At 69.7% G+C, this 6,146-nt stretch carries 8 protein-coding genes; 4 read left to right on the forward strand and 4 right to left on the reverse strand.

Translation table 11 applies throughout. The features are described 5' to 3' along the window. Positions 1-85 precede the first annotated feature (85 nt). From QMK24_RS20710 to moeZ, 3 genes are all read left to right on the forward strand, one after another. Positions 86-997 (forward strand): NAD-dependent epimerase/dehydratase family protein, encoded by a 912-nt coding sequence (locus tag QMK24_RS20710; protein WP_283467948.1) that lies wholly within the window; start codon positions 86-88, stop codon positions 995-997. After that, complete coding sequence (locus tag QMK24_RS20715; protein ID WP_283467950.1) at positions 985-1,869, forward strand: spherulation-specific family 4 protein; 885 nt, start codon at positions 985-987, stop codon at positions 1,867-1,869. Before QMK24_RS20710 ends, QMK24_RS20715 begins: the two co-directional genes overlap by 13 nt. Before the next feature lie 109 nt (positions 1,870-1,978). Next, positions 1,979-3,157: an adenylyltransferase/sulfurtransferase MoeZ gene (gene moeZ, locus QMK24_RS20720; protein WP_283467953.1), complete on the forward strand. Its 1,179-nt coding sequence runs from the start codon at positions 1,979-1,981 to the stop codon at positions 3,155-3,157. Here the strand turns inward: moeZ and QMK24_RS20725 are convergent. The 4 genes from QMK24_RS20725 to QMK24_RS20740 all read right to left on the reverse strand — a co-directional run bounded on the left by QMK24_RS20725 (position 3,154) and on the right by QMK24_RS20740 (position 5,744). Next, positions 3,154-3,576 carry a hypothetical protein gene (locus QMK24_RS20725; protein WP_283467956.1) on the reverse strand — a complete coding sequence of 141 codons (423 nt, stop codon included), beginning with the start codon at positions 3,574-3,576 and terminating at the stop codon, positions 3,154-3,156. The two genes, moeZ and QMK24_RS20725, sit on opposite strands and share 4 nt — an antisense overlap. A 22-nt stretch (positions 3,577-3,598) precedes the next feature. Beyond that, positions 3,599-3,736, reverse strand: a complete 138-nt coding sequence (locus tag QMK24_RS20730; RefSeq protein WP_283467958.1) for a hypothetical protein — start codon at positions 3,734-3,736, stop codon at positions 3,599-3,601. 11 nt (positions 3,737-3,747) lie between these two features. Continuing rightward, positions 3,748-3,996: a hypothetical protein gene (locus QMK24_RS20735; RefSeq protein ID WP_283467959.1), complete on the reverse strand. Its 249-nt coding sequence runs from the start codon at positions 3,994-3,996 to the stop codon at positions 3,748-3,750. Positions 3,997-4,130: 134 nt separating this feature from the next. Next, complete coding sequence (locus tag QMK24_RS20740) at positions 4,131-5,744, reverse strand: alpha/beta hydrolase (RefSeq protein ID WP_283467961.1); 1,614 nt, start codon at positions 5,742-5,744, stop codon at positions 4,131-4,133. Between the two features lie 64 nt (positions 5,745-5,808). On the opposite strand from QMK24_RS20740, the gene QMK24_RS20745 reads away from it, so the two are divergent. Further along, a partial coding sequence (locus QMK24_RS20745; RefSeq protein WP_502989157.1) for an ATP-binding protein occupies positions 5,809-6,146 on the forward strand: 338 nt, incomplete at its 3' end.

Below are 6,146 nucleotides of genomic sequence, written 5' to 3' on the forward strand. Positions count from 1 at the left end.
CGCGCAGGAAAGCGCACCGGCAAGGACTCCGGCAGGGACTCCGGCAGGGACTCCGGCAGGGACTCCGGCAGGGAGGCGTCAGCCGATGAGAGTGCTGCTGCTCGGAGCCGATGGTTTCCTCGGCCGCCACGTGGCTGAACGGCTGCTCGCCGACCCCGCCGTACAGCTCACCGCGCTGGGGCGGAGCGATGACGCCGATGTGCGGTTCGACCTGGCGAGCGGGGCGCCGGGCGCGCTGTCCAGGTTCCTGGACGCCGTGCACCCGGGCGTCGTCGTCAATTGCGCGGGCGCGACCCGTGGCGGGGCCCGGGACCTGACCCGGCACAACACGGTGGCGGTGGCGACCGTGTGCGAGGCGATGCGGCGCAGCGGCACCGCCGCGCGCCTGGTGCAGGTGGGGTGCGCGGCGGAGTACGGTCCTTCGCCGGTCGGCGCGTCGACCGCCGAGGACGCGGTGCCGCGCCCCGGCGGGCCGTACGGGGTGAGCAAGCTCGCCGCGTCCGAGCTGGTGCTGGGCTCGGGCCTCGACGCGGTGGTGCTGCGGGTGTTCAACCCGGTCGGCCCCGGCACGCCGAGGAGTTCGCCGCTGGGGCGCGTGGCCGAGGCGCTGCGCCGGGCGATGCAGAGCGGCGACGGCGAGCTGAAGCTCGGCGGTCTGGCCGTGCAGCGCGACTTCATCGACGTACGGGACGTGGCGCGGGCCGTGCACGCGGCTTCGCTGTCGGCCGCGCAGGGTCTGGTGAACATCGGGTCCGGCCGGGCCGTACGTATGCGTGACATGGCTGCCGGGCTCGCGCATGTCGCGGGTTACGACGGCTCCCTGCACGAGCTGGACGATCCGCAGGCCCCGCCCGGCGCGCCCCCGTACCCCGACGGCTGCGGCATCTGGCAGCAGGCGGATGTACGGACGGCGCGCGACCGGCTGGGCTGGCGGCCCCGTATCGGCCTCGAGGAATCGCTGGCCGACGTCTGGATGGAGGCGGCATGCCGCGTCTGACACCACCCCACTTCTGGAGCGCGGGGCCGCGCGACCGGTCCTCCGGTGTTCCGGGCCGCTCCGGCGTCTCCGGAACCTCCCGAAACGGAGACGCAGGCGGCCAGGCCCGTTCCGACCGGCTCGGCTTCGGCGTGCCGGTGAACGCCCACCCGCTGGTCGCTCCCGCCGAGTGGGGCGAACTCGCCCGCCTGGGAACGCCGTTGCACTGGGTGGTGCTGAATGTGGCACGCGGTCCCGGCACCCGGCCCGACGCGCTCTACACGGAGGCGGTGACACGGGTCCGCGAGAGCGGCGTGCCGGTCCTCGGCCATCTGGACGCCCGGCTCGGCGAGCGGCCGTTCGGTGAGCTGGTCTCGGAGGCCTCCCACTACCTGGACTGGTACCGGGTGGACGGCTTCTACGTGCACCGGGCGCCGACCGAGCGTTCCGAGGCGCACGAGTGCCGCCGGCTGACGACGACCCTGCGCGCGCTGCTGGCGGGCGGGGACGGGGCGGCGGACGGAGCCCGCGAGAGCGGTGGTGACGGCGGCGACGGGCACATCGTGCTGGGGCACGGCACGCATCCGTACCCCGGGTATGCCGAGATCGCCGACCAGCTGGTGACGTTCTCCGGACCGTGGACCCACTACCGCTGGTCCGAGGCGCCGGAGTGGACCGCCTCGTACCCGCCGGAGCGCTTCGCGCACCTCGTCCACGGTGTGCCGCGGTCGCATCTGGAGACGGCGATGCGGATCGCCCGCTGGCAGGGCGCGGCCACCGTCTGCTTCACGGACCGCACCGACCGGGACGGGACCGATCCGTGGGAGGGTCTCGCAGGCTACTGGGACGAATCGGTACGAACGTTACGTAAGCAGCCGCCGCCCAGTATCTGAGGCGATTCGGTCTCGCTCCTCGGACCGGGTGTCTCGGAATGAAGACCGGCGTGGCAGTGTTACGGAGAGACCACCCGTACACCCGTATGCCTACCGATCCGGAGTCCCCGTGTCGCTGCCACCCCTGGTCGAGCCGGCTGCCGAGCTCACCGTCGACGAGGTCCGCAGGTACTCGCGCCACCTGATCATCCCCGATGTGGGGATGGACGGACAGAAGCGGCTGAAGAACGCCAAGGTGCTGTGTGTCGGCGCCGGCGGCCTCGGCTCGCCGGCCCTGATGTATCTGGCCGCCGCAGGTGTCGGCACGCTCGGCATCGTGGAGTTCGACGAGGTCGACGAGTCGAACCTGCAGCGCCAGATCATCCACAGCCAGGCCGACATCGGCCGTTCCAAGGCCCAGTCCGCGCGCGATTCGGTTCTCGGCATCAACCCGTATGTGAATGTCGTTCTCCACGAGGAGCGCCTCGAGGCCGAGAACGTCATGGAGATCTTCTCCCAGTACGACCTGATCGTCGACGGCACGGACAACTTCGCGACCCGCTACCTGGTCAACGACGCATGCGTACTGCTCGACAAGCCCTACGTCTGGGGCTCGATCTACCGCTTCGACGGCCAGGCGTCCGTCTTCTGGAGCGAGCACGGCCCGTGCTACCGGTGCCTCTACCCGGAGCCCCCGCCCCCCGGCATGGTCCCCTCCTGCGCCGAGGGCGGCGTGCTGGGCGTGCTGTGCGCGTCCATCGGGTCGATCCAGGTCACCGAGGCGATCAAGCTGCTCGCCGGCATCGGTGACCCGCTGGTCGGCCGCCTGATGATCTACGACGCCCTGGAGATGACCTACCGCCAGGTCAAGGTCCGCAAGGACCCGGAGTGCGCGGTCTGCGGTGAGAACCCGACCGTCACCGAGCTGATCGACTACGAGGCCTTCTGCGGCGTCGTCTCCGAGGAGGCCCAGGAGGCCGCCGCCGGTTCGACGATCACGCCGAAGCAGCTCAAGGAGTGGATCGACGACGGCGAGAACATCGAGATCATCGATGTCCGCGAGCCGAACGAGTACGAGATCGTCTCCATCCCCGGCGCCAAGCTGATCCCCAAGGGCGAGTTCCTGATGGGCACCGCCCTCCAGAACCTCCCCCAGGACAAGCGCATCGTCCTGCACTGCAAGACGGGTGTCCGCTCCGCGGAAGTCCTGGCCGTCCTGAAGTCCGCGGGCTTCTCGGACGCGGTGCACGTCGGTGGCGGCGTCATCGGCTGGGTGCACACGATCGAGCCGCACAAGCCGGTGTACTAGGCGCCTCGTCGTCTCGTAATGCGTGGGGCCCGCACACCGTTTCCGGTGTGCGGGCCTTCTCGTGGTTCAGCGTCCGCTCTCCGGGTCCTGCGGCTTTTTGGTGTGCCTCGCGCGAACAGGTTTTTGAGGGCGGCGAAGCCTGATTCGACGTCCTCGATCGCGTACAGCCAACGCCGGATGAAGAACCGCCGAACGGAACTGGTCACCTTGATTCGTTTGAGCCACCGCGGCATATCCCGGAAGGGGACGAAGGTCAGGGCGTCCCTGATCGCGTTCTCCGCCACGCCATCGAGGCCCTCGGCCCGCAGCGCCTCGTAGATGGCCGGAGTGAGTCCTCCGAACAGCCGGGCCGCGTCGCCCACGGCGACGAACGCGTACTGGCGGATCCGAGGATCGCTGGAGCGCAGCGCCCGCTCCACGCGTGGCGCGGCTACCGCGAGGTCACCACAGTTCAGCCACGAGGCCGATGACCGCCGTGCCGATGAGCGGCTCGCCCCGCTCGAACGCGGCGCCGACCTCGGCCGGGTCATCGAGGCGGATCAGTTCGTCACCTGTTTCCCAGTCGTACTTCGAATTCATTTCTGGTCCCCTCATTTTATTTGGCACAGGGGCGGCGGCAGCGTTCGCTGCTTCTTGGTGTTGTCAATCATGCCTGCCTTCTTGAGCTTGGTGAGATCTCCTTCTGTGATGCTCTCCGACGGGTATTTCGCCTGGATGTGACCGTGATAGATCTCCTTGACGACCGTCCCGTCCTTGTCGAAGATCTCCTTATGTCGGTCGAGGACGACGACCTCACCGTTCGCGTGGTCGACACCGAAATCGGAGCGGGCACCACACATCCCCCGTGGTTGATGAACGACGTCACCAATGCTCCGCTGTGTGACTGGAGTTGTCGAAGTGATACGCGTCGCCCCGATGCCGGCGGACGCACACGTCCCGCATGGGACTCGAGGGGAAGGGTGTCAGAAAGGCGTTACGAACAGGTGGTGCCCTTCGCCGGGACCTTTCCGTCGAGCAGGTAGGCGTTCACGGTCTTCGTCATGCACGTGTTGCCGCTGTTGTACGCGCCGTGGCCCTCGCCCTTGAAGGTGATCCCGATACCGACGTCCGCGCCGAGCCCGGCGGCCATCTTCTGGGCGCCCTCGTACGGGGTGGCCGGGTCGCCGGTGTTGCCGATGACGAGCACCGGGGCGGCGCCCGGGGCGCTGACGTCCGGGGTCTGCCAGTTCCCCGCGACCGGCCAGCCGGTGCACGCCGGGAGGCTCCAGGCCAGGAACTCGCCGAAGACGGCCGAGGCCCGACGGAACGCCGGCAGCTTCGCCTTCACGTCCTCCGGGGTGTAACGCTGCTTGGCGTCGGCGCAGTTGATCGCGGTGTTGGCGGGCATGAGGTTGTTGTAGTGGCCGTTCTGGTCGCGGCCGGCGAACGAGTCGGAGAAGGCGAGCAGGAGATTGCCGGTACCGGAGGTCCTGGCCTCGGTGAGCGCCATCGTCAGGTACTTCCAGCTCTCCTTCGAGTACAGCGTGGCGGCGATCCCGTTGGTCGCGACGGTCTGGGTGACCTCGCGGCCGTCGGTGGTCGGCAGCGGCTGGGAGTCGAGCTTCGCGAGGAACGCGGCGAGCCACTTGTCGCCGTCCGCGGAACTGCCGCCGGCCGGACAGGCGGGGCTGTTCTTCGCGCAGTCCGTCATGTAGTTGTCCAGCGCGAGCTGGAAGCCCTTCGCCTGGCCGAGGCCGGCCTGCTCCGGGTCGAGGGTCGGGTCGACCACGGCGTCCAGAACCGCGCGGCCCACCTTCTGCGGGAACAGGTGGGCGTAGACGCCGCCCAGCTCCGTGCCGTACGAGATCCCGAAGTAGTGCAGCTTTTCGTCACCCAGGACCTGACGCATCAGATCCATGTCGCGGGCGGCGCTGATCGTGTCCACATGAGCCAGTACGGCGCTCGAGTTCTTCACGCACGCCGCGATGAACCTCCGTGTGTCCGCCTGCTGCGCCTGCACCTCGGCGGGGGTGTCCGGGGTCGCGTCGAGCGTGTGCGAGGCGTCCGTCGCCTTGTCGTCCAGGCACTTCACGCCCTGGCTCTCGCCGACGCCGCGCGGATCGAAGCTGACCAGGTCGTAGCGCGACCGCAGCTTGTCGTACTCCTTCGCGAAGGACGGCAGCGTGGCCACGCCCGAGCCGCCGGGGCCACCGAAGTTGAAGACGAGCGACCCGATGCGGGGGCCGCCGCCCTTGGCCTTGGCGCGGATCATCGCGAGGCCGAGGGTGGGGCCGTCCGGCTTCGTGTAGTCCAGCGGCGCCTTGAGCGTCGAGCACTCCCAGTCGCTCCCCGGCGCCTTCTCGCCCGCCCCCTGCGCCACAGTCGGTGCCGCGCACCGCTCCCAGCGCAGCTTCTGACCGGTCAACGAGCCGGGCAACGCGACCGGCAGCCCGGCCGACGGCGTGCCCGTGGCACCCGTCCCGGCGGCGGGCGACGACGGCTTGCCGTCCGCCGCCTTCGAGTCCCCGCCCGAACAACCGGCCGCACCCAACGCGATCGCCACCGCGACACCCACCAAGGCGTCACGCCGCACCCGCACGTTGCTCATGGTTCTCCCACCCCTTCGTTCCCAATGGGCGGATTATCCCATACGGGCCGCGACCGCATGTGATGTGAATCACGAAACGTGGGAGGGGTTGTTCCCTCGCAGGCCGGAGTCCGTACGGCTGGCGCGGGTGCTGGTCGCGGGGATGCTCGCGGAGTGGGGCGTCGGGGAGCGCGGAGAGGATGTGGGGCTGTGCGTATCGGAGTTGGCGACGAATGCGATCAGGTACGGGGTGCCGTCCGGGCGTGGGTTCCTGGTGAGGCTGTGGCACGCGGACGGGGTGCTCCGGGTGGAAGTGCATGATAGCGGGGGCGGCCGGCCGGAGTTGAGGGATCCGGGGCCGGAGGAGTCGCGGGGGCGGGGGCTGATGCTGGTGGGGGCGGTGGCGGACGGGTGGGGGGTGGA

It is taken from the genome of Streptomyces sp. PH10-H1, from assembly GCF_030063355.1.
Classification (GTDB): domain Bacteria; phylum Actinomycetota; class Actinomycetes; order Streptomycetales; family Streptomycetaceae; genus Actinacidiphila.